Origin of the sequence: Nocardia pseudobrasiliensis NBRC 108224 (assembly GCF_001613105.1) — a bacterium.
In the GTDB taxonomy this organism is placed as follows: Bacteria; Actinomycetota; Actinomycetes; order Mycobacteriales; family Mycobacteriaceae; genus Nocardia; species Nocardia pseudobrasiliensis.
This window is the reverse complement of sequence record NZ_BDBS01000047.1, coordinates 81,667-102,742: the sequence shown is the minus strand read 5'-3', so window position 1 is coordinate 102,742 and position 21,076 is coordinate 81,667. Positions and strand designations below refer to the sequence as shown.

The window sequence follows — 21,076 nt, the reverse complement described above, 5'->3', positions numbered from 1 at the left end:
GGGAGCCGGGCAGCAGCGGTCTGCCGCAGCGTGACTCGGCGGCCGGTGGTCTGCCGCAGCGCCAGCCCGGCGCCAATGGCGTTCCGGCGCGCGAACCGGGTGCCGGTGGTCTGCCGCAGCGCGGGGCCAATGGTCTGCCGCAGCGGGAGTCCGCGCCCACGGGTCTGTCCTCGGATACCGGTAGCCCGGGCCTGCCGTCACGTGACGCGGGTTCGACCGGCCTGCCGTCCCGCGAACCTGGCTCGACCGGCCTGCCCAAGCGGGATGCCGGCGCGACGGGCCTGCCGCAGCGCGGTTCCGCGGATTCGCCTTTGACGGCTCGGGATTCGGGCGTGATCGGTCTGCCGCAGCGTGGTTCGAGCGATTCCGGTTTGCCGCAGCGTGGTTCGACGGATTCGGATCCGCTGTCGCGCGATTCGGGTGTGATCGGTCTGCCGCAGCGTGGTTCCGGCGATTCGGGCCTGCCGCAGCGCGGGTCGAATGACTCCGGTCTGCCGCAGCGTGGATCGCGGGATTCCGGTTTGCCGCAGCGTGGTTCGAGTGATTCGGGTTTGCCGCAGCGTGGTTTGACCGATTCGGGTTTGCCGCAGCGTGGTCTGTCCGATACGGGTTTGCCGCAGCGTGGTTCGGCTGATTCCGGCCTGCCGCAGCGTGGTTCGAGTGATTCGGGTTTGCCGCAGCGTGGTTCGGCTGATTCCGGCCTGCCCCAGCGTGGTTCGAGTGATTCGGGTCTGCCGCAGCGCGGTTTGACCGATTCGGGTTTGCCGCAGCGTGGTTCGGCTGATTCCGGTTTGCCCCAGCGTGGTTCGAGCGACACCGGTTTGCCGCAGCGTGGTTCGGCCGACAGCGGCCTGTCACAGCGTGGTTCGAGCGATTCGGGTCTGCCCCAGCGTGGACCTTCCGATACGGGTCTGCCGCAGCGTGGTTCGACCGATTCGGGTCTGCCGCAGCGTGGATTTTCCGATTCCGGTCTGCCCCAGCGTGGATCGACCGACAACGGTTTGCCGCAGCGTGGTTCGAGCGATACCGGTCTGCCGCAGCGTGGGGCGGGTGCCACCGGCCTGCCGCAGCGTGGGGCGACCGGGCTGCCGCAGCGGGATTCGTCCAACGGGCTGCCGCCGCGGCGTGAGCCGGGCGCCAACGGGCTGCCGCAGCGGGGTGGGAACGGGCTGCCGCAGCGGGATTCCGGGTCGACGCCGCGGCATTCGGCCGTGGAGGGTCTGCCGCAGCGTCAGCCGGGCGCCGGCCTGCCGCCGCGGCCCGCGCCGACACCGGGATTGAGCCTGCCCAAGCCCGAACTTCCGGCGGCCGAACAGCCGTCGGGCGATGCGGGCGAGGGGCGCGAGCGGGGGCGGCACAGCTTCCGGTCGAATCCGCAGAAGACGGCCTCGTTCTTCCAGACCCGGCTGCAGCCGACGGTCGATTCCGGGGCCTCTATGGACAGTCCGATCTTCGCTGAGATGATGTCCGCGTGGTTGTCCGATCCGAATCCGGACCGGTCCCAAGTGGCCGCTGCCTTCGAATCACCGGGTGATGAAGGCTGGCAAGCCGCTCGGCGGGCCGTGGAGACACAGCCCGAGAAGCGAACCGCGGCCGGACTGCCACAGCGTGACCCCGGCAACCGGCTCGTTCCGGGTGGTGTTACCGGAAACGCCGACCGCGCACCCCGTCGTGACCCAGAATCCATCAGGTCAAGTCTGAGTCGTCACCAGCAGGGCGTCCGGGATGGCCGCGCAATGAGAGCAATGAACCTAACCGGAGATAAAGGAGACCGATGAACCCCGATCTAGGTGGTACGAACCGTCAGCTGGATTGGCTGGTTTCGAACTTCGCCAACGAGGTTCCGGGCGTCGCTCATGCCGTGCTGGTTTCGGCGGACGGTCTGTTGATGGCCGCGAGCGCTCAGTTGCCCGTCGACCGTGCCGAACAGCTGTCGGCTGTGACCGCAGGACTGGCCAGCCTCTCGGTTGGTGTGTCGAATCTCTTCGAAGGCGGCACGGTGCTGCAGTCGGTGGTCGAGATGGAGCACGGCTACCTATTGCTGATGGCGGTCGGCGACGGCTCCTATCTCGCGGTGCTGACCAATACGTCCTGCGATATCGGACAGGTCGGATACGAGATGGCGTTGTTGGTCGAGCGAGTAGGCCAGACAGTTCAGGCCACACCTCGCGTCACGATGGGTTCCTGATGGCGGGATGGACATAGACAACCAGCGCGTGGGGAGCGAGCCAAGCCTCGTACGCCCGTATTCGCTCACCTCCGGTCGCACGCGGCCGAAGGTGGATCTGGCGTTGGAGGCGCTCGTCGCATCGCATCCGGTCGCCCTCGAGCGGCAGTTCGAACTCACCAACATCGAGACGTCAATCGTGGAGTTGTGCAGAGAATCGCCGTCTGTCGCGGAAGTGGCTGCCCGGCTGGGTATTCCGATCGGGGTGGCCCGAGTACTCGTGGCCGACCTCATCGAGGCCGGCCACGTGAAAGTTTCGGCGACTTTGAAAGACGATTCGAGCGACGATGAACGTCGCGAGCTGATCGAAAGGGTTCTCAGTGGACTCCGGCGTATTTGATTCGACGGCCCAGGTCGATACCCGCACCAGTAAGCCCACCTCGGCCAAGATCGTGGTCGCGGGTGGCTTCGGTGTGGGTAAGACGACCCTGGTCGGTGCGGTTTCGGAGATTGTTCCGCTGCGCACCGAAGCATTGGTTACCAATGCCAGCGTCGGCGTCGACAGCCTGGCGGCGGTGCCGACGAAGGCCACCACTACGGTGGCCATGGACTTCGGCAGGATCAGCCTCGCCGATGATCTGGTGCTCTATCTGTTCGGTACGCCCGGCCAGTATCGCTTCTGGTTCATGTGGGACGACCTGATCCGCGGCGCCATCGGCGCGGTGGTGCTGGTCGACACCCGTCGGCTGGAGGACAGCTTCGCCGCCGTCGATTACTTCGAGGCGCGAAGCCTACCCTTCCTGGTGGCCATCAACGAGTTCGACGATGCGCCCCGGTACCCGCTCGAGGACATCCGCCAGGCCCTCGCGGTTCCGGCGGATGTGCCGATCCTGTCGATGGACGCCCGTCGCCGCGAGCCGGTGAAGCAGGCGCTGGTCTCGGTCACCGAATACGCGCTGCGCAAGGTCGTACAGGGCTACTGAACCGGCCGACACCGCGGCGGCTTTCCGGGGCTGCGGTGTGGGCCGGTTAGGCTTCGCGCGTGACGATCTCGGCCCGAGGGCTGCTGGACGGACTGCTCGACCCCGGCTCGTTCGTGAGCTGGGATCGCCCACCGCTGGCGATCGGCGCGTCGGACGCCTACGGGACCGAATTGCGCGCCGCCGAGCGCCGGGCGGGTACCGATGAATCGGTCCTGACCGGTGAGGGGCTCCTGCGTGGTCGGCGCGTGGCCGTAATCGCTTGTGAATTCGGCTTTCTCGCCGGATCCATCGGGGTCGCGGCGGCCGAGCGAATCGTGGCGGCCGTGGAGCGGGCCACCGAACTGGGTCTGCCACTGTTGGCCTCACCGGCCTCGGGCGGCACCCGCATGCAGGAGGGCACGATCGCCTTCGTGCAGATGGTCAAGGTCGCGGGCGCGGTCGCCGCGCACAAAGCGGCCGGATATCCGTATCTGGTGTATCTGCGTCATCCGACGATGGGTGGCGTCTTCGCCTCGTGGGGATCGCTGGGGCACATCACCTTCGCCGAACCCGGTGCGCTGATCGGATTCCTCGGTCCGCGGGTGTACGAGGCGCTCTATGGGCGCAAGTTTCCCGACGGTGTGCAGACCGCCGAAAACCTTTACCGCAGTGGGGTTGTCGACGGCGTGGTGTCGATCACGGTATTCCGGCGGATCGTGCATCGGGTGCTGAATGTGGTCGACAGCGAGTCCGTCGCACTGGATTCGGCCGAATCGCTTGGCGCTCAGTCTGTTTCGCCGTTATCGGCCTGGGAGTCGGTGCTGGCGTCCCGGCGTCCCGATCGCCCCGGCATTCGCGCCCTGCTGCGTCGGGCGACGGATCGAGTTCCGTTGAGCGGCACCGGACAGGGCGAATCCGATCGCACCGTGGTGCACGCCCTGGCCCGCCTGCGCGGGCAGCCCTGCGTGATCTTCGGTCACGATCGCTCGGGCCGCGACGGTGAAAACACCATGGGCCCGGCCGCATTACGCGAGGCGCGGCGCAGTATGCACCTGGCCGCGGAGTTGCGGCTGCCGCTGGTCCTGGTGATCGATACCGCGGGCGCGGCCCTGTCTCGTGAGGCCGAGGAACGCGGCCTGGCCCCCGAAATCGCCCGCTGCCTGGCCGATCTCGTCACCTTGGACACCCCGACGATCTCGGTGCTGCTGGGCCAGGGCAGCGGCGGCGGCGCATTGGCCCTGCTCCCGGCCGACCGAGTGCTGGCCGCGACCAACGGCTGGCTGGCCCCGCTCCCTCCGGAGGGCGCGAGCGCCATAGTCCACCGCGATATCGCCCACGCCCCGAATCTGGCCACCGCCCAACGCATTTCCGCCACCGACCTACTCGCCGACGGAATAGTGGACCGCATAGTCGCCGAACACCCGGACGCGGCGGACGAACCCACCGACTTCGCCCACCGCATGGTCGCGGCCATCGCGACCGAACTGGCCGACCTGACCCGCCGCCCCCTCCCGGAACTCCGCGCCAACCGCCAGGCCCGCTACCGTCGCCTCGGCCTCCCCGCCACCGAATAGCCGCACCGCGCCGAAGGCGGCCCGTATCGGCCTTTCGGCGTTCGTGCCGCCGGACACCGGATCGCGTCGGAGGGGCGCACTGTCGGTGTTGTGGGGTTCGCGCCGCCGACCAGCCGGACCGCGCCGAAGGCGGCCCGCTGTCTCCGCATGCCCCCCGATTGTGCCGGGATGGTGCCGGTCAGGGCTCAGGGTCCGGGTCTGGGCGGGTCCAGGCCAGGATCATGCCCGGGGTGCAGCCGCCCGCGAGCAGGGCGGCCAGGGCCATCGCGCCGCCGGCGTAGGCGGTGTGGAAGGCGTTGCTGTCCGGGAAGAAGGCGCCCGACAGGATCAGATAGAAGACCGGAATCACGGTGAAGGACTGGGTGATTGCCAGCCCGATCGAGCGGGCGGCGTCGCGCTGTTCGATCTGCATTTCGTCGAGGGCCTGGGTGGGTGCGTTGTCCAGGCGTTCGGCCGCGATGCGCAGCATCGCCCAGGCCGGCATGAAGATCACCGTCGCGGGGGCCCAGATCAGCGGGGCCCAGCGCAGATCGAAGGCGCACAGTAGGCCGGTGAGGAACAGCGTGCCGATGGCCGCGGCGACCACCACGACCAGTACGCGTCGGCGTTCGCGGGTGCGCCAGCTCGGGAGCATGCCCGCGGTGCGGCGGCCCTGCGCCTCCCAGCGCCGTAGTCGATAGCTCTGATAGCGGTCGAGCAGACCGGTGCTCGCGTAGGTCATGGCTGTCCTTCCTGTTCTTCTCCCGTCGGCCGCGGCCGGGCGTAGACCTCGGCCGACAGCGGTGTGAATTCGGTGCGCGCGAAAACCGCCTCGATCGGCAGTCCGAACACCTCGCAGATCCGCATGGCCAGATCCAGGCTCGGATAGTGATCGCCGCGCTCGAGCGCGCCGATCGTCTGCGGATTGACGTTCACCGCCTCCGCCAGCGCCGCCCGGGTCATGCGATGTTCGGCACGTAGGACGGCGATGCGGTTGTAGATCGGTAGGGTTTCTCCCCTTCTCACCGGACTCACACAACATAGTGTTGTAAAAACCCAACGATCTGTCAAGGCCGAGCTAACACACTGACCGGGTTGTTTGACCGGTCGGCCCAGCGCTTCTACCGTCGGAACGTGACCTTCAAAAGCGAGAGCAGCGCCGCACCCTCTGTCGTCCTGAACGACGGAAACGTGATTCCCAAGCTCGGCTTCGGTGTATTCCAGGTCTCGACCGACGATGCCGTGGCCGCCGTGACCAAGGCGCTGGAGGTCGGCTACCGCAGCATCGACACCGCCGCGATCTACGGCAACGAGGCCGAAGTGGGCCGCGCCATCGCCGAATTCGGGCTGCCTCGCGACGAGGTCTACATCACCACTAAGCTGTGGAATTCCGAACAGGGCTACGACTCGACGCTGCGCGCCTTCGACGAGAGCATGACCAAACTCGGCCTGGACTATCTGGATCTGTACCTGATCCACTGGCCGTGCCCCGCAGGCGATCGCTACGTCGACACCTTCCGGGCGTTCCAGGCACTGAAGTCCCAGGGCCGCATCCGCTCGATCGGCGTCTCCAACTTCAATACCGACCATCTCGAGCGCGTGATCGCCGAGACCGGCGAGGTCCCCGTGGTCAACCAGATCGAGCTGCACCCGTATTTCGCCCAGTCCGAACTGCGCGCCTTCCATGCCGAGCGCGGCATCGCGACCGAGGCGTGGAGTCCGCTGGGGCAGGGCGCGGAGCTGAAGGATCCGGTGATCTCCGAGATCGCGCAGCAGACCGGACGCACGCCCGCGCAGGTGGTCATCCGCTGGCATCTGCAGTTGGGAAATATCGTGATTCCCAAGTCGGTGACGCCCTCGCGTATCGAGGAGAACTTCGACGTGTTCTCCTTCGAACTGTCCGTCGAACAGATGCAGCGCATCGCCGCCCTGGACAACGACACCCGCATCGGCGGCGATCCGCTCGAAATCAACTGAGCCCGAGGTATTCGGTCAGCTCCACCGCCGCCGCCCGCCCCGCGCGGTTGGCGCCGATGGTGCTGGCCGAGGGTCCGTATCCGATCAGATGGATGCGGGGGTCGGCGGCGACCTGGGTGGCCAGCCGACCTGTCATGGTGATCCCGCCGCCCGGGCTCCGCAGCCGCAGCGGTGCGAGATGATCGAGAGCGCTGCGAAATCCGGTGGCCCACAGGATGATCTGCGCCGGTTGCAGGGTTCCGTCGGCGAAGCGCACCCCATCGGGTTCGATGCGCTGGAACATCGGATGCCAGTCCAACGCGCCGCGGGCGCGGGCGGCGCGCACCCGCTCGTCGACCGCCAGACCCGTCACCGACACCACCGATCGCGGCGGCAGTCCGCGGCGCACCCGGTCCTCGACCATCGCGACCGCGCGCCGACCCACGTCGGGAGTGAAAGGCCCATCCCGCCAACGTGGTTCGGTCCGCGACACCCACGTGGTGGTCGTCACTCGCGAGATCTCGTCCAGTAGCTGCACCGCGGTGATGCCCGCGCCGACGACCACGACATGCCGACCCGCGAATTCGTCCGCGCTGCGGTAGTCGTGGGCATGCAGCTGACGGCCCGCGAAGGTCTCCGCGCCCGGATAGTAGGGGATGAACGGCTTGTCCCAGGTGCCGGTGGCATTGATGATCCCGCGCACCCGGATATCGTCATCCGGCGATCGGTCCGAATCTGTTGCGGCGGTGGATGTCTCGGTTTCCTCGGCAATGGTCTCCGCATGCAGCAGGCCGTCGACCTCCGCCTGCGGACAGGTGCTCACCGTGGCGCGGTCGCAGACGACCCGGACCGATACCGGGCGGCGCACCCGCAGTTCGAAGCGCTTCTCGTACAGCTCGAAGTAATGCGGCACGGCGGTCGCGGCGGGCACATCCGCCGAACCCTCCGGCAATGTTTCAGCGAATGTCATACCGGGCAGATCGTGCACGCCGTTGACCGTGCTCAGCGTCAGCGAGGGCCAGCGGAACTGCCAGGCGCCGCCCGCCGCGGGGGCGTGATCCACCACGAGAAAGTCCTGCGCGGGCCGCAATCCGAGGCGTCGCAGATGGTAGGCGACCGACAATCCGGCCTGGCCGGCGCCGATCACCAGGATCTCGAAATCGGGTGCCGTCACCGACGTCACCCTACGCGGGGTGCGTCGGGTGCGGGTAAGCAACCTTACGCCGCATAGAGTGAAGGGAACCGACACCGCATTACTGGGGAGGCCAGATGCTGGGAGTGAGCCGCGATGGTGATGTGATCACCATCGAACTGCAGCGCCCGGAGCGCCGCAACGCCCTCAACGAGGAATTGGTGACCCGGCTGCGCGAGGCCGTCACCGAGGCGGCCGCGACGGCCCGGGCGATCGTGCTCACCGGTCAGGGACCGATCTTCAGCGCGGGCGCCGATCTGGACGGGGTGTACTCGCAGAATTTCCTGGGCGGCCTGCTGGACTTGCTGCACACCATCGAATCCACGCCGATTCCGGTGATCGCCGCGATCAACGGCGCGGCCTTCGGCGCGGGCGTACAGCTGACGCTGGCCGCGGACCTGCGCGTAATGGCCCCCGACTCCTACCTCGCGATTCCCGCCGCGAAACTGGGCCTGTCCGTGGACGGTTGGACCGTCCGGCGGCTGAGCGCCCTGATCGGCGGCGGCCCGGCGCGCACCATTCTGCTCGGGGCCGAGCCGGTATCGGCCACCGACGCTTACGCTTTCGGCTACGCCAACCGGCTCGGCGCCGTCGAGGACGCCCAGGCCTGGGCGAAGTCGATCGCCGAACTGGCCCCGCTGTCGCTACGGCATCTCAAACTGGTGCTCAACGACGACGGCAGCCATGGTGAGGACACCCCGGATCAGGTGGCCGCGCTCGCGGCGGCCTGGTCCAGCGCCGACGCGCAGGAGGCGCGGGCGGCCCGAGAACAGAAGCGCGCGGCGAAATTCGAGGGGCGATGATGGGAGCTGCAAATACCGCGTTCGGCCTGGCGCGCCGGGCGGCAGTCGGTGCCGCCGGTGCGGTCGGACTGACCTGGATCGTGCGGGCGGCCTGGGGAATTCCTTCGGCCATGGGCGCCTCGGTCTCGGCGATCGCGCCCGTCGCGGTCGCCTCGGCGCGCTATCGCAACCGACAGTTCCACAACACCGAGCCCAGCACTCAGGTCGCACCGGGATCGGCTGTGTCGCTTATTCTTTCGGCCCTGACCCGACGCAATGTCGGACGACCGCCGAATGCCATCCCGCTCGCGACGCCGGAGGTGCCCGAGCGGGCCGCCACGCTGGCGGTCACCTGGTACGGCCACGCCTCGGCGCTGGTGGAGGTGGACGGCTACCGCATCCTCACCGATCCGGTATGGAGCGAACGGGTTTCGCCGTCGCAGGTGGTCGGACCGACGCGGTTGCATCCGGTTCCGGTGTCGCTGTCGGAGCTGCCGCCGGTGCACGCGATCGTCATCTCCCACGATCACTACGACCACCTCGACCGGGAAACCGTGCGGCAGCTGGTGCGTTCGCAGGACGCGCCGTTCGTGGTGCCGATCGGAATCGGCGCGCATCTGCGCAAGTGGCGGGTGCCCGAGCGGCGGATCGTCGAATTGGATTGGGGCGCTTCGTATTGCCTCACGGGTATCGGCCCCGATACCGGTGATCTGGTGATCACCTGCACCGAGGCCCGGCACTTCTCCGGTCGGGGCCTGATCCGCAACACCACGCTGTGGGCGTCGTGGGTGTTCGCCGGGCCGACCCGGCGGGTCTATTTCGGCGGCGACACCGGCTACACCAAGGCTTTCGCCGAGATCGGCGAGACCGCGGGTCCGTTCGATCTGACCCTGCTGCCCATCGGGGCCTACGACGTGCACTGGCCGGATGTGCACCTGAATCCGGAGGAGGCGGTCCAGGCGCACGGCGATGTCTGCGCCGGCGATCCCGGCTACGGACTGCTGGTGCCGATTCACTGGGCGACCTTCAACCTGGCGTTCCATGGCTGGTCGGAGCCGGTGCAGCGGCTGTTGACCGCGGCGAAGGCGGCCGGAACGCAGGTCGCGGTGCCGCTGCCCGGTCAGCGTATCGATGTCAATGCGGTATCACCGCAGGTCCGGTGGTGGGAAGATGTCCGAAAGGCTGTGACGAAGACCGATTAGTGAGGAGTTGGGCCGATGAGCTTGATGGATACGCTGAAGGGCTTGGTCGGGAAGGGTCGCGAGGCGGCCTCCGAGAATGCGGAGAAGGTCCACGGCGCCGTGGACAAGGCCGGGGGGTTCATCAATGAGAAGACCGGGGGCAAGTACTCCGACCAGATCGGAAAGGGCGCCGACGCCATCAAGAACGCCATCCCCGAGAAGGACCAGCCGCAGACCCCGCCGCCGCCCGCACCGGAACCGCCCGCCCCTCCGCAGGGCTGATTTCCCCCGGTGACAGGCCGTTCGCGACGCGAGCGGCCTGTCCTTGTCGGCGCCTGCCTCTAGACTTCGAATATGGTGTCCCGCCGGGATTTCGGGGGTATCGAGGTTGAGCTGAACAACCTCGACAAGGTGCTGTATCCGGCCACCGGCACCACCAAGGGCGAGGTCATCGAGTACTTCACCACCATCGCCCCCGCGCTGCTACCGCATATCGCCGGGCGCGCGGTCACCCGCAAGCGCTGGCCCAACGGCGTCGACGAGCCGTCGTTCTTCGAGAAGAATCTCGCCGCGCACGCGCCGAAGTGGATCCACCGCCATCAGGTCGAACACTCCGATCGCCGGGTGGTGTATCCGGTCATCGACTCGGTGGCCGGGCTGGCCTGGCTCGGGCAGCAGGCGGCGCTGGAAATCCATGTGCCGCAGTGGCGTTTCGCGGGCGATGAGATGGGTCCGGTCACCCGGCTGGTCTTCGATCTGGATCCGGGACCCGATATGGGTCTGCCCGACTGCGCCCGGGTGGCGCTGTGGATCCGCGATACCGTCACCGACGCGGGCCTGCGGGCCTATCCGGTGACCAGCGGCAGCAAGGGCATTCACATCTACGTGCCGCTGGAGCGCGAGCTCAGCCCCGGCGGCGCGTCCACCGTCGCCAAACAGCTCGCCACCGGCCTGGAACGCCTGCATCCCGATCTGGTCACCGCGACCATGGCCAAGGCGGCCCGGCCGGGCAAGATCTTCCTCGACTGGAGCCAGAACAATCCGGCCAAGACGACCATCGCGCCCTATTCACTGCGCGGCCGAACCCATCCGACGGTCGCCGCCCCGCGCACCTGGGACGAGATCGAGGATCGCAAACGCCTGCGGCACTTGACCTTCGACGAGGTTCTCGCCCGCTGGCGCGAATACGGCGACGCGCTGGACGGACTGGATCCGCCCGTGACGCAACAGGATTCGGATCCGCTGCGCACCTATCGCTCGATGCGCGACGCATCCCGCACCCCGGAACCGGTGCCGCCCGGACCGCCCGGCACGGGGGAGGGCAATCGCTTCGTCATCCAGGAACATCATGCGCGACGGCTGCATTGGGATCTGCGGCTCGAGCGCGGCGGGGTGCTGGTGTCCTGGGCGGTACCCAAGGGCCCGCCGACCTCCAGCGACGAGAACCGGCTGGCCGTACACACCGAGGATCATCCGCTCGAGTACCTCACCTTCCACGGCAGCATCCCGAGGGGTCAGTACGGCGGGGGTGAGATGACGATCTGGGACACCGGCACCTACGAGACCGAGAAGTGGCGTGCGGACGAGGTCATCGTTCGGCTGCACGGTGAGCGCGTCGAGGGCCGCTACGCGCTGATCCAGACCGACGGCAAGAACTGGCTCATGCATCTGATGAAGTCCGAACCCGTGGCCGAACCCGAGAACGGCGAGCGGTCCGGCCGCCGATCCGGGCCGGTGGAGCTGCCGCGCGGACTGACCCCGATGCTGGCCACGCCCGGCGACGTCTCGATCCTCGACGACGACGAATGGGCGTTCGAGACGAAATGGGACGGCTTCCGGCTGATCGCCGAGATCGCCGACGGCGCGGTCACACTGCGCAGCCGCAAGGGTTTGATCGTCACCGGCCGCTATCCCCGCGTGGCCGCGCTCGGCCGCGAATTGTCCGGGCACAGTGTGGTTCTCGATGGGGAGGCCGTGGTGTTCGACGATCACGGCGTCGCCAATCTGGGCCTGCTGCAGGCCGATGCGGCCCAGGCCGGATTCGTGGCCTTCGACGTGCTGTATCTGGACGGCACATCGCTGCTGCGCAAACGCTATTCCGATCGCCGCCGCGTCCTGGAGGCGCTGGCCGGGCGGGCGCCCTCGCTGGTGGTGCCGCCGCGGCTGGACGGGCCGGGCGCGAATGCGCTGCGCTACAGCCAGGAACACGGTATGGAGGGTGTGGTCGCCAAGCGCAGGGATTCGGTGTACCTGCCGGGTAAACGCGGCCACGCCTGGGTCAAGACCCGCAATTGGCGTACCCAGCAGGTGCTGGTCGGCGGCTATCGACGCAGTGACTCACGGCAATTCGCCTCCCTGCTGGTCGGTGTGCGACATGAGGGGCGGCTGTTCTACGTCGGCCGGGTCGGCACCGGCTTCAGCGATCAGGAGATGGCCGAACTGGCCGCGCGCCTGCATCGCCTGGAGCGCAAGACGACCCCGTTCGACAACGACCTCACCCCCGACGAGCGCAAGGACGCCGTCTGGGTCACCCCGAAACTGGTCGGCACCGTCCGCTATATGAACTGGACGGAATCCGGCCGCATGTGGCACCCGGCCTGGATCCCGTCCTCGGATTAACCCTTCTCCAGCAGTGGGACAAGGGAATCCACATCGGTTCGCACGACATGGCCCTGGAAGTCGAAATCCGCCAGCGCGCGGGCCATGGCCGGTTTATCCTTACCGCCGCAGGCGTCCTCGACGACCACGGGTATGAATCCCAGATCGGTGGAGTGGGTGACGGTCGGCGCGATGCCGATCTCCAGCGCAACACCGGCGATCGCATAGGACACGATGCCCAGATCGCGCAGCGTGGAGGCCAGCGGGGTGCCCTCGAAGGCCGACATACTCGTCTTGTCGAAGACGATCTCGTCCGGACCGGGCCGCAACTGCGGAACCAGTTGGAAGCCCGCGGTGTCGCGCTGCAGAATCGGCGTGACCTGCTCGACCGAATCGACGCCCTGCCAGGCCATGGCCATCCGCAATGCGAATCGGCCGCTGAGCCGCTTGGGCAGGAACATGTGTCGCAGGTAGATGATCGGATAGCCGCCGCGCCGGGCCGCCTCCACCAGCCGCGCCACCCGCTCGACGATCTCCTGACCGTCGTCGAGTTGCGTCAGCACACCCACCTGCATGTCGTACACGATCAAGGCCATTCGGTTCGGCGAGCACAACTCGCCGAGGTCCTCCGGAATATCCAGCCCGTTGCCGTGCCGCACGCCTGCCTCCGTTTCGCCGCAGTGACCTTCGCCAATCTACCTGTGGTAAGGGGCGGATAACGATGGCTGACTGCGGGTTACGGAAGGGCGGCAAATCTTCGCAATCGTGCGAAATCAGCCTCGCGGTCGTTGACCTGGGTCTTTCGCAGAGATACCGTGATTTTCCGATAACGGACGCGGGAGGTCGCGATGGGATCCGGGCTACCTCGATTGGCGTATCTGAAGAAGCTTTGCGGCGCAGCTATTTTCGGTCAACCGGCCGGTGAGCGTGGTCCCGGTGCGCGGTTCGCCGCGGCGGTGACGGCCCGGCGGGCGAGTACGGCCCTGGCGCTGGGCGTCGTAGCCTTGATGGCCACGATCTCGACACCCGTTGCCCGGGCCGATATTCCGTTCCCGGACGACGATCCGTTCTACGCCGCGCCCGCCGATCTGGCCGCTCGGCCCGATGGCGCCGTCCTCGGATCGCGTTCGATCGCCTTGCTCGGTTTGCCGATTCCGGTTTCGGCATGGCAATTGCGTTACCGAACAACCGATTCCAGGGGCAACGCGGTCGCCGATGTGGCGACCGTGCTGGTTTCGCCGCTGCCCTGGCCGGGCCCGCGCCCGCTGCTGTCGTATCAGATCCCCGAGGACAGTCTGGGCACCCGCTGCGCACCGTCCTACGCCCTGCGCGGCGGACGCGATCTCGGCGTGGTGAACACCGTGATCGATGTGCCGTTCCTGATCGAGACGCTGCGCCGCGGCTGGGCCGTGGTGGTCAGCGATTACGAGGGTCCGCGGTCGCGCTTCTTCGACGGCGTGAACGCCGCGCACGGCGTGCTGGACGGCATTCGCGCCGCGCGGGCCTTCGGTCCGGCCGGGATCACCGCGGCGAGTCCTATTGGGGCATACGGCTATTCGGGCGGCGCGTTCGCCACGCTGTGGGCCGCGCAGCTGCGCCCGGCCTACGCTCCGGATGTGGTGTTCGCGGGTGTCAGCGCCGGTGGCGTCCCGGCCGATATTCCCGCCATCGCCCGGCGGGTCGACGGCGGCGGTCAGGCCGGTCTGGCCATGTTGATCCTGCTCAGCCTCGCCCGCAACGAACCCGAGACGGGTCTGGCCGATCTGCTCAACGATCGGGGCCGGGCCGCGCTGGCGGAGAATGCGGCCGCGTGCGGATCGGATCTGGTGCCGAAATATGTGGGCGCGCACGTCGACGACTTCGCGGCGGTTCCGAATGTGTTGGCCAGTCCGGCTTTTAGCGAGGCGACGGCCGTCAACGAACTGGGCGCGGCGGTTCCGGACGCGCCGCTGTACCTCTATCACAGCACCACCGACGATGTGATTCCCGTGCCGGGTTTCTCGGCGCTGGTCGATCGCTACTGCGCGGGTGGGGCCACCCTCACCGCCGTGCACTCACCGTTCCCGACCCACAATGGCGGGGCCGTCGGTGAATTCCTGGGCGGGATGAACTTCCTGTCCGATCGCTTCGCGGGCGCCCCGCCCGCACCCGGGTGCCGGTGAGCTGAATTCGGGTGCGGGCGGGCGCTTTTCGCTCAGCGTCCGGTGTTGTCCATCCACTTGGTGGTACCCGGCGCCGCGGTGAGGGTGTTGATCAGATCGATCCCGGCGATGATCAGGGTCGGGCCGCCCACCACGAGCGTGCCGATGATGCCGCCGATCGCGGCCCCGGTGATGATCGTCGCGGGTTCGATCGGAAGTACGCTCAACCCGATGATCGCCCCGGCCACCGCCCCGATCGCCGTGCCGATGAAACCGCCGATGGCGGTCGCGATGCCGAACTGCGTGGCGAATGCGTCCATGGCGCGCTGATTCTCGGCATTCGACGCCACCGGGGTGAGCGCCGGGGCCGGGCGGGCCGCGGCCGCGTCCTTGACCACGGTCAGATCCAGGGTGCGTCCGGAATCGCTGATCTGTTGTGCGAGAGGGTATTCCAGCCCGTCCTGTCGGAACGACAGCGGTAGGGTCACCAGTGTGTTACCGGTGGTGTCCTTGATCGCTACGGTCTGCTGATCGCCGGCCACTTGGAAGTATCCACCGTCCAGTGTGGTCTCGACGACATTGCCCACCAACTTGGCTTCATAGCGCACCTCGGGTGCGCCCGCGTCTGCATGGACCGTACCCGCCCCGAGGGTCACGGCCACGACCGCCGGTGCCACGGCGGCAGTGAGCTTGTGCAGATTCATCGCGATATTCCAATCTTCATCAGGTTCCAACGAGCGGTCGAACCGCCGGAGAGATTGCGCGCAGGGCGAACTGACTCACCCCCCTCTTGTACTTCTCACCACCCCGAGGACCGCGTGGCCGAGATACGGCCAACTCTCGAATGTAACCCTACCTTTACTGGGGGCGGATAGCCCATGAAATTCGGGTTATCGCAGCGTGTTTCGCCGGACCGGTAAGTTTGCTCTACCAGATCAAAGTGATTGCGACCGATACCGCGCAGACGGTGAACACCAGCGCGAGGGCCAGTGCGTCCCGGCGCCCGGGCGCACTCGGACGGGCGGTGAGCTGGCCGGTGCCGCCGCGCGCGGTGATCGCCTCACCCAATTCCCCGGCGCGACGAGTGGATACCGCCATGAACGCGGTCAGGATGTCGACCAGTTGGTTGTCGGTGGCGCGCTGTAGCAGATCGGTCTTGGGCCGCAGCCGCCGCGCGGCGCGCAATACGCGCATCTCCTCGAGCAGCAGCGGCAGTCCGCGCAGCGTCAGCGCCACCACCACGGCGCATTCGTCCACCGGCACCCGCAGCCTGCGCAGCGGCGCGCCCAATCTGGCCAGCGCCGGGGCGATCTCACCCATCGGGGTGGTCCAGGCGATCATGAACGAGACGGTCAGCAGGATCAGGGTGAACACCGTGGTCTGCGCGAACCGCAGCAGCGCCGCGCCGCCGCCGGGCGCGGTGACCAGCGCGCCCAATGCGATCAACCCCCAGAACCACCACGGCAACCGCGGCAGCGTGCCCAGCGGTAGCCGGGCGGCGGCGAAGATCGCGATCAGGAAGGCGGTCATCACGCCCAGCACCGGCCAGGCGGGCAGGAACATCAGCACCACGCTGATGGCGAAGGCGGCGATCATCTTGGTTCCGGCCCACAGCCGGTGCACCGGACTGTCGACCGGGACCTGGCGCAGCAGCACCATACTCATCGCGAATCTCCCGTCGCGTAGCGAATCCGATCATCGGCGTGGGGCGCGCTGACCAGCGGATCGTCGATGCGTCCGGAGCGCAGCTGGACGGTCCGGTCGCACACGCCCGCCATATCCTCCACATCGTGTGAGATGACGATCAGGGTCAGGCCCGAATCGCGCAGGCGCGCAAGCAGTTCCACCACCTCGGCGCGGCCCTGCGGATCGAGTCCGGCCAGCGGTTCGTCCAGCACCACCACCTGCGGGCGGCTGGCGACGATGGCGGCCAGCACCACCCGCTTGGCCTGGCCGCCGGACAGCTCCTCGACCGAATGCGAGGCCATCGCGCGATCCAGGCCGACCGCGTCCAGCGCGCGCCCGACCGCGCCCGTACCGGTGCCGTTTCCGCCCCAATCCTCGATTTCGGCGGCGACGGTTTCGCGCTGCAGCTGCAGACGGGAATGCTGGAAGGCCAGCGCGACGCGGCCGATGCGTTTGTGCACCGGCCGTGCGGAGGCGAAATCGCGCAGTTCGCAGCGGCCCGAGGTGGGTACGACCAGACCGGCCATGATCCAGGCCAGGGTGGACTTGCCGGAGCCGTTGCCGCCGACGATGAGCAGCGCCTCGCCGCGGCGCACGGTCAGATCCACGCCGTGCAGTGCGGGCGCGGCCCAGGGGGTGCCGCGGTTGTAGGTGTGGCGGACATCGCGCAGTTCCAGCAGGGCCTCACCCATCGGCCGCCGGCGCGGATCGCGGACCGGCCGTGGCCAACTGGGCAGCCGGTCCACCTGTCGACCGTCGGCCAGATGGACCACGCGATCGGCCGCCGCGGCATCGGCCTCGTGATGGGTGACCAGTACGACCGCCATCGGATGTCGTTTCGGCAGATCGGCCAGCAGGGCGACCAGTTCGCGGCGGCCGTCCGGATCGATCATCGAGGTGGCCTCGTCGGCGATGAGCAGGGCGGGCCGCCGGGCCAGGGCCGCGGCGACGGCCAGCCGCTGCTGCTGTCCGCCGGACAGGGTCGCGGTCTCGGCGCCGTCCAAACCCTCGAGGCCGACCTCGCGCAGCAGCGCCGCCACATCGACCTGTCCGGCCAATTCGGCGGGCAGACCCCAGACCACATCGTCGGCGACCAGCACGCCCAGGGTCTGACTCTCGGGGCGCTGCAACACCATCGCGGTCCCGCCGAGCAGACCCAATCCGGCCGAACCGGGCCGCTCGACCGCGCCCGCGGTCGGCGGACGCCCGGCCAGCACCCGGGTGAGCGTGGACTTGCCGGATCCATTGTGGCCGACGATCGCGACGAATTCGCCGACCCGCACGGTCAGGTCGATCTCGCTGAGCGCGTCGGTGCGCGCGCCCGGATAGCGAAAGCGGACCTGCCGCAGGGTGACCGGCAGCGGTTCGACCGGCCGGTCGTCGCGCGGCGCGTCGAGCCGATCGCGGCCGGGCAGCCAGGTCAGCCGGTCCAGGACCGAGCCGAGGACGAACCAGGAGAACAGTGCGGTGACGATGATTCCGATGAAGGTGCCCGCGCCGATGTAGAGCCACCACCAGCGCAACAGTACTTCGGTCACGTCGACCACGCCCCGGCCGAACGATTCCAGTTGTGGCTGCCGCTCGAGAATCTTCGCGAAGCCGATCGCGCCATTGCGCACATTGTCGAACAGCAGCCTGCGCGTCGTCCCGAACAGCAGCAGCAGGCCGACCGGAATGGCGGCCCACACCAGGCCCGCACCGGTCGACAGCCCGAGGACCAGGGGCAGACCGCCCCCGCGCCGCTTGACCGTGCCGATGATGCCGCCGATCGTGGCCGCGGCCAGCAGGGCCCCGGCGGGCAGCAGCCCGGCGGCGACGAAGGTCACCAGCATGGCGGCCGTGGTCGCCGCGGCCGTGGCCCGCAGTCGATAGCGCTGAGCCAGCAGACCGAACGGCACGGCCGCGATGAGATTCAGCGCGGCGGCCGCCGGAACGACCGATCCGACGGTCACCAGTCCGATGGTCACCCCACCCAGCACCGCTCCGGTAGCGAGTTCGATCGGCCGCAACGGGCCGTGCAGGGTCGAGGGAACATCGCCGACGTCGGGTGGAGCGGTCACGGATCAAGTCTGCCAGTCCACGGGATACGGCGAATCGCATCATCGCTACGGCGCGGAATTGACGCACAATCGACATTTCCGGCCATAATCGGGCCATGGCGACGGTGCAGCAGCCTGGGATACGGAACTGGGACTTTCCGCGTGGCGTGGCCAGTGCGGCGCTGATGATCGGTTACGCGCGCGAACACGGGGTTCCGACCGGCCGCATGTTGCGCGGCACCGGGCTCGGTGAGCGGGCGCTCGCCGATCCGGATGCGCAGATCGACGCGCACACCGAATTGGCGGTGATCCGCAATCTGGTGCGTGCACTCGCCGAGGAGCGACCCGCGCTCGGCGTGGAGGTCGGGCAGCGCTATCGCATCACCACCTTCGGTATCTTCGGTTTCGCCTGCGTATCCAGTCCCACACTGGGCGAGGCGATTTCATTCGCCATGCGCTATCTGGAACTGAGCTTCACCTTCTGTATTCCGGAGATCCGCACGGAACCGGGCGAATTCACGGCCTATATCCGCGACGAGCAGGTGCCCGCCGACGTGCGGCGATTTCTGGTGGAACGCGATGTGCTGGCCATGCACCAGGTGATGAGCGATCTACTCGGCCGCAGGCCCCGGCTGGCCAGCGCCGAATTCGACTATCCAGAACCGGAATACGCCGATCTGATGGCCGAGATCATCGGGCTGCGGCCGCGGTTCGGGCGACCGCGGAATCTGTTCGCCCTCGACCCGGCGGCATTGACCCAGCCGCTGCCCCAGGCCAATGAGCACACCTGGGCGATGTGCCTGGCGCAGTGCCGGGATCTGGTGCACCGGCGGCGCGCCCGCACCGGTATCGCCGCCGAGGTGCGCGAGCGACTGGTGCCGCGCGGCGGTGCCGACGGCTATGCCGCGCCACCCGGAATCGACTCCGTAGCAAAGGATCTCAATATGAGCACGCGTACGCTGCGACGACATCTGGATTCGGCCGGGACCAGCTATCGGGCGCTGCTGGACGAGGTGCGCCGGGCGCTGGCGGAGGAAATGCTCAGCGCCACACCGCTTTCGGTGAGTGATGTGGCGATCCGGCTGGGATATGCGGAGGCGTCGACATTCATCTACGCGTTCAAGCGCTGGACGGGCACCACGCCCTCGGCCTACCGGAGAGAGCGGGTCTGATCAGTTGGGCTGCTCGCCGAGCCAGCCGCCCATCGGCACCGCGCGCAGGATCGAGGTGAGCCGCCGCCCGTCGATGCTGTGCAGGATCAGCGCCGGATCCGGCGCGTAGTCGATCGGAACCTGTCCGGGCCGCTCGACCTCCCACTCCCCGCCGATCTGCGAGGCGACACTGGGCGCGACGATCAGCTGCCGACCGCCGAACAGTGTGGCGCCCATGGCATGCATATGCCCGGTCAACACGCCGATGATGCGCTCGTCGCCGGCGACGATCCTTTCGAGCCGCGCCGGATTGGCCAGCCGGATCGGATCGACGACCGTGCTGTACATCGGGACCGGCGGGTGATGCATGGCCACCAGAACCGAAGTGTCGGAAGGAGTCTCGCTCAGCAGATCGGTCAGGAAGTCGTAGGTATCCTCGGTGAGTTCGCCGCCGCCCTCACCCGGGATGGTCGAATCCAGCAGCGCCACGGTCAGTCCGTCCAGCCGCAGTACCCGATTCAGCGGTGCGCCCGAGGCCGATTCGCCCAGCAGCACTTCGCGCAGATGACCGCGGTCGTCGTGATTGCCGGGCAGCACCCACAGCGGTACATCGGCTCGCAGTGCCGCGCGGGCCTGCTCGTACTCCTCGATCTTGCCGGAGTCGGCGATATCGCCGGTGACGAGTATGGCGTCGGGCTTGCGCGGCAGATCGGCCAGATAACCCATGACCCGCTCGACCCGCTCGAAATTGCGCGCACCCAGGTCGAAGTGGGTATCGCTGAACTGTGCCAGCAAGATCATCGGCGTTCGCTTTCTCGAGGGGACCGCGTCGTTGCGCCCGACATGCCCGCAGGCACCCTACCAGGGTATATGGGCCGCAGGCGGGAGGCGAAACGATAAGATGTGACCGCTATCTCGGGACCGAGGCGTCGCCGATGAGCCAGAAATCGGCATCCGGTTCGGCGGTCAGGGCGAGTTCGCCGGACGCGCGCCACGGGGCCTCGAGCCGCAATCGCCAGGAATGCAGATAGGTGCGGGGATGGCTGGCGGACTTGTCGAACAGCGGATCGCCCGCGATGGGATGTCCGATCCAGGCCAGATGAACGCGAATCTGATGCCGCCGCCCGGTGAGCGGGCGGACCACCAGCAGGGTGTGGGTATCGGTGCGCAGCGCGGTGCGGAATTCGGTGCGCGAGGGATAGTTCTTGCCCGCCAGCAGATCTCGCTCGTCGACGGTCCAGGTGTCGCCGTCACGGGTGATGGTCTCGCGCGGGGCCGCGATGCGGACCCGGTTCTTGCGGCCCACGCTCAGCGGCAATTCGACGACTCCGCTGTCGGGTAGGCCGGTCGAGGCGGTGATGGCCAGATACGTCTTGTCGGCGGTGCGCTTGTTGAACTGCCGCGTGAGCTGCCCGTGCGCGCCGAGATCCTTGGCCAGCAGCACCAGCCCGGAGGTGACCTTATCGATGCGATGCACCGGATACAGCGTTTCGCCGCAGGCGGCCGCCAATTCCACGAGATCGGTGTCGTGCCGCTCCCCGGTCACCGAGATTCCGGCGGGTTTATTGAGCGCGAGAATGGCCTCGTCCTCCTCGACCCGGCGCCGTTCCCGCAGTTCCGGCCACTTCGTATCCACCCGACCACCCTAAATGGGCGGTCGGGGGCTAC

The 21,076-nt window shown here is 68.0% G+C and carries 20 protein-coding genes and 1 pseudogene; 12 read left to right on the top strand and 9 right to left on the bottom strand.

Annotation, left to right across the window (positions count from 1 at the left end; genetic code table 11):
* The 5 genes and pseudogenes from NP4_RS41785 to NP4_RS31950 form a co-directional block, all read left to right on the top strand.
* Positions 1-1,778, top strand: a pseudogene (locus NP4_RS41785) (MSCRAMM family adhesin SdrC); the annotation flags it as partial.
* Positions 1,775-2,188 (top strand): roadblock/LC7 domain-containing protein, encoded by a 414-nt coding sequence (locus NP4_RS31965; protein WP_011207200.1) that lies wholly within the window; start codon positions 1,775-1,777, stop codon positions 2,186-2,188. The pseudogene NP4_RS41785 and the gene NP4_RS31965, both read left to right, overlap by 4 nt.
* A gap of 7 nt (positions 2,189-2,195) precedes the next feature.
* Positions 2,196-2,567 (top strand): DUF742 domain-containing protein, encoded by a 372-nt coding sequence (locus NP4_RS31960; protein WP_062507252.1) that lies wholly within the window; start codon positions 2,196-2,198, stop codon positions 2,565-2,567.
* Positions 2,548-3,150: a GTP-binding protein gene (locus NP4_RS31955; RefSeq protein ID WP_174556195.1), complete on the top strand. Its 603-nt coding sequence runs from the start codon at positions 2,548-2,550 to the stop codon at positions 3,148-3,150. The genes NP4_RS31960 and NP4_RS31955 overlap by 20 nt, the downstream gene beginning before the upstream one ends.
* Positions 3,151-3,209: 59 nt before the next feature.
* Entirely contained in the window at positions 3,210-4,703 is a 1,494-nt protein-coding gene (locus NP4_RS31950; protein WP_068005876.1) for an acetyl-coenzyme A carboxylase carboxyl transferase subunits beta/alpha, read from the top strand.
* 178 nt (positions 4,704-4,881) lie between these two features.
* Here NP4_RS31950 and NP4_RS31945 read toward each other — a convergent pair whose 3' ends face one another.
* Both NP4_RS31945 and NP4_RS31940 read right to left on the bottom strand, forming a co-directional pair.
* Positions 4,882-5,424, bottom strand: coding sequence for a hypothetical protein (locus tag NP4_RS31945; protein ID WP_068005873.1), 543 nt, complete (start codon positions 5,422-5,424; stop codon positions 4,882-4,884).
* Positions 5,421-5,717: a helix-turn-helix transcriptional regulator gene (locus NP4_RS31940; protein ID WP_174556194.1), complete on the bottom strand. Its 297-nt coding sequence runs from the start codon at positions 5,715-5,717 to the stop codon at positions 5,421-5,423. Before NP4_RS31940 ends, NP4_RS31945 begins: the two co-directional genes overlap by 4 nt.
* A 99-nt stretch (positions 5,718-5,816) precedes the next feature.
* Here NP4_RS31940 and NP4_RS31935 point away from each other — a divergent pair, with 99 nt between their 5' ends.
* Positions 5,817-6,659: an aldo/keto reductase gene (locus tag NP4_RS31935; RefSeq protein WP_068005869.1), complete on the top strand. Its 843-nt coding sequence runs from the start codon at positions 5,817-5,819 to the stop codon at positions 6,657-6,659.
* On the opposite strand, the gene NP4_RS31930 is transcribed toward NP4_RS31935, so the two are convergent.
* Positions 6,652-7,821 carry an FAD-dependent oxidoreductase gene (locus NP4_RS31930; protein WP_068005867.1) on the bottom strand — a complete coding sequence of 390 codons (1,170 nt, stop codon included), beginning with the start codon at positions 7,819-7,821 and terminating at the stop codon, positions 6,652-6,654. The two genes, NP4_RS31935 and NP4_RS31930, sit on opposite strands and share 8 nt — an antisense overlap.
* An 86-nt stretch (positions 7,822-7,907) precedes the next feature.
* Here NP4_RS31930 and NP4_RS31925 point away from each other — a divergent pair, with 86 nt between their 5' ends.
* From NP4_RS31925 to NP4_RS31910, 4 genes are all read left to right on the top strand, one after another.
* A complete protein-coding gene (locus NP4_RS31925) occupies positions 7,908-8,633 on the top strand; it encodes an enoyl-CoA hydratase (RefSeq protein WP_068005866.1) in 726 nt (241 codons plus the stop codon).
* Entirely contained in the window at positions 8,633-9,814 is a 1,182-nt protein-coding gene (locus tag NP4_RS31920) for an MBL fold metallo-hydrolase (protein WP_082876396.1), read from the top strand. The genes NP4_RS31925 and NP4_RS31920 overlap by 1 nt, the downstream gene beginning before the upstream one ends.
* A gap of 15 nt (positions 9,815-9,829) precedes the next feature.
* The gene (locus NP4_RS31915) at positions 9,830-10,075 is read left to right on the top strand and encodes an antitoxin (protein WP_062507236.1); all 246 of its coding nucleotides are present in this window, start codon (positions 9,830-9,832) and stop codon (positions 10,073-10,075) included.
* A gap of 72 nt (positions 10,076-10,147) precedes the next feature.
* Complete coding sequence (locus tag NP4_RS31910; RefSeq protein WP_068005864.1) at positions 10,148-12,412, top strand: ATP-dependent DNA ligase; 2,265 nt, start codon at positions 10,148-10,150, stop codon at positions 12,410-12,412.
* On the opposite strand, the gene NP4_RS31905 is transcribed toward NP4_RS31910, so the two are convergent.
* The gene (locus NP4_RS31905) at positions 12,409-13,050 is read right to left on the bottom strand and encodes a cysteine hydrolase family protein (RefSeq protein WP_068005863.1); all 642 of its coding nucleotides are present in this window, start codon (positions 13,048-13,050) and stop codon (positions 12,409-12,411) included. The two genes, NP4_RS31910 and NP4_RS31905, sit on opposite strands and share 4 nt — an antisense overlap.
* A 189-nt stretch (positions 13,051-13,239) precedes the next feature.
* Between NP4_RS31905 and NP4_RS31900 the strand changes: the two genes are divergently transcribed.
* Positions 13,240-14,553: a lipase family protein gene (locus NP4_RS31900; RefSeq protein ID WP_082876395.1), complete on the top strand. Its 1,314-nt coding sequence runs from the start codon at positions 13,240-13,242 to the stop codon at positions 14,551-14,553.
* Positions 14,554-14,585: 32 nt separating this feature from the next.
* On the opposite strand, the gene NP4_RS31895 is transcribed toward NP4_RS31900, so the two are convergent.
* The 3 genes from NP4_RS31895 to NP4_RS31885 form a co-directional block, all read right to left on the bottom strand.
* Positions 14,586-15,236 carry a DUF8020 domain-containing protein gene (locus NP4_RS31895; RefSeq protein WP_068005860.1) on the bottom strand — a complete coding sequence of 217 codons (651 nt, stop codon included), beginning with the start codon at positions 15,234-15,236 and terminating at the stop codon, positions 14,586-14,588.
* Between the two features lie 223 nt (positions 15,237-15,459).
* Positions 15,460-16,197 carry a CbiQ family ECF transporter T component gene (locus NP4_RS31890; protein WP_068005859.1) on the bottom strand — a complete coding sequence of 246 codons (738 nt, stop codon included), beginning with the start codon at positions 16,195-16,197 and terminating at the stop codon, positions 15,460-15,462.
* A complete protein-coding gene (locus NP4_RS31885) occupies positions 16,194-18,278 on the bottom strand; it encodes an ABC transporter ATP-binding protein (protein WP_211335975.1) in 2,085 nt (694 codons plus the stop codon). The genes NP4_RS31890 and NP4_RS31885 overlap by 4 nt, the downstream gene beginning before the upstream one ends.
* A gap of 95 nt (positions 18,279-18,373) precedes the next feature.
* On the opposite strand from NP4_RS31885, the gene NP4_RS31880 reads away from it, so the two are divergent.
* Complete coding sequence (locus NP4_RS31880) at positions 18,374-19,429, top strand: AraC family transcriptional regulator (protein ID WP_068005857.1); 1,056 nt, start codon at positions 18,374-18,376, stop codon at positions 19,427-19,429.
* On the opposite strand, the gene NP4_RS31875 is transcribed toward NP4_RS31880, so the two are convergent.
* Both NP4_RS31875 and NP4_RS31870 read right to left on the bottom strand, forming a co-directional pair.
* Positions 19,430-20,209, bottom strand: a complete 780-nt coding sequence (locus NP4_RS31875) for a metallophosphoesterase (RefSeq protein WP_068005856.1) — start codon at positions 20,207-20,209, stop codon at positions 19,430-19,432.
* A 109-nt stretch (positions 20,210-20,318) separates the two neighbouring features.
* Positions 20,319-21,044, bottom strand: a complete 726-nt coding sequence (locus NP4_RS31870; protein WP_068005855.1) for an RluA family pseudouridine synthase — start codon at positions 21,042-21,044, stop codon at positions 20,319-20,321.
* Between the last annotated feature and the right edge of the window lie 32 nt (positions 21,045-21,076).